Origin of the sequence: Bacillus sp. JJ1773 (genome assembly GCF_036962035.1) — a bacterium.
GTDB lineage: Bacteria > Bacillota > Bacilli > Bacillales > Cytobacillaceae > Cytobacillus.
Window position 1 is genome coordinate 1 of sequence record NZ_JBALNX010000124.1, and the last position, 1,240, is coordinate 1,240.

General features: G+C 45.6%; 8 tRNA genes. All 8 read right to left on the reverse strand.

Annotated features, from left to right (window positions below):
• Positions 1-262: 262 nt before the first annotated feature.
• The 8 genes from V7127_RS24660 to V7127_RS24695 all read right to left on the reverse strand — a co-directional run bounded on the left by V7127_RS24660 (position 263) and on the right by V7127_RS24695 (position 1,207).
• A tRNA-Lys gene (locus V7127_RS24660) sits at positions 263-335 on the reverse strand.
• A 10-nt stretch (positions 336-345) separates the two neighbouring features.
• Positions 346-420, reverse strand: a tRNA-Gln gene (locus V7127_RS24665).
• A 79-nt stretch (positions 421-499) separates the two neighbouring features.
• Positions 500-584: transfer RNA gene (locus tag V7127_RS24670), tRNA-Tyr, on the reverse strand.
• Positions 585-595: 11 nt separating this feature from the next.
• Positions 596-668: transfer RNA gene (locus V7127_RS24675), tRNA-Thr, on the reverse strand.
• 182 nt (positions 669-850) lie between these two features.
• Positions 851-926, reverse strand: a tRNA-Val gene (locus tag V7127_RS24680).
• 3 nt (positions 927-929) lie between these two features.
• Positions 930-1,004, reverse strand: a tRNA-Glu gene (locus V7127_RS24685).
• A gap of 19 nt (positions 1,005-1,023) precedes the next feature.
• Positions 1,024-1,096: transfer RNA gene (locus tag V7127_RS24690), tRNA-Thr, on the reverse strand.
• A gap of 36 nt (positions 1,097-1,132) precedes the next feature.
• Positions 1,133-1,207: transfer RNA gene (locus V7127_RS24695), tRNA-Asn, on the reverse strand.
• Between the last annotated feature and the right edge of the window lie 33 nt (positions 1,208-1,240).

Sequence of the window (1,240 nt, forward strand, 5' to 3'; positions counted from 1 at the left end):
ATTGGTGACCGGTCGCTCCCTTTTTCTGACTGGACGGGCACCAGTAACCCTTATTGGTGACCGGTCGTTCTCTTTTTCTGACTGGACGGGCACCAGAAACCCTTATTGTCGACCGTTTCCTCTCTTTTTCTGCCGAGTCGGGCACTATCCCGCTTCTTATCGTTCGTTCTATTATATTAGGTAAACGAGAACCTAAAAAAGGTTAAAACCAAAGAAGACCTTTAGGAATAATATCCCTAAAGGTCTTCTCAAGAAAACAAAGTGAGCCATGAAGGACTCGAACCTTCGACCCTCTGATTAAAAGTCAGATGCTCTACCGACTGAGCTAATGGCTCATTTGAAAAATGGCTGGGCTAGCTGGATTCGAACCAACGCATGTCGCAGTCAAAGTGCGATGCCTTACCGCTTGGCTATAGCCCATTGATTAAACTACATAATTTACAAAATAAAAAGGACTAATAATAACATGTCCATTTTTAATGTTTTTATTAAAAATAAATGGTGGTGGGGGACGGATTCGAACCGCCGAACCCAAAGGGAGCGGATTTACAGTCCGCCGCGTTTAGCCACTTCGCTACCCCACCAAATTATAAGATGCCGGCCAGAGGACTCGAACCCCCAACCTACTGATTACAAGTCAGTTGCTCTACCAATTGAGCTAGGCCGGCATAATTAAATAATCATTTCTAATTTAGTTTTTGCTGATAACTGTGCTCCAAAGCCCTACGGTCTTTGTCGCAGATTTTAAAGGTTTGCCATTCGAGGGAGAAAAGCTTCGTTGCTGCAAGCTTTTAAAATCCTCTACCAATTGAGCTAGGCCGGCATATTAATTACAATTGTATAAAAGTTATGGTGGAGGATGACGGGATCGAACCGCCGACCCTCTGCTTGTAAGGCAGATGCTCTCCCAGCTGAGCTAATCCTCCAAATGGTGACCCCTACGGGATTCGAACCCGTGTTACCGCCGTGAAAGGGCGGTGTCTTAACCGCTTGACCAATGGGCCATATATTAATATTAAGGTAAGCTTCCAAGCGGGCTCGAACCGCTGACCTCTTCCTTACCATGGAAGTGCTCTACCTGCTGAGCTATGGAAGCATCACAACTACCTGCTCATATATATCATCAAAAAAATGGCTCCGCAGGTAGGATTCGAACCTACGACCGTTCGGTTAACAGCCGAATGCTCTACCACTGAGCTACTGCGGAATATTATAAAAAAGGCCTAGCGACGTCCTACTC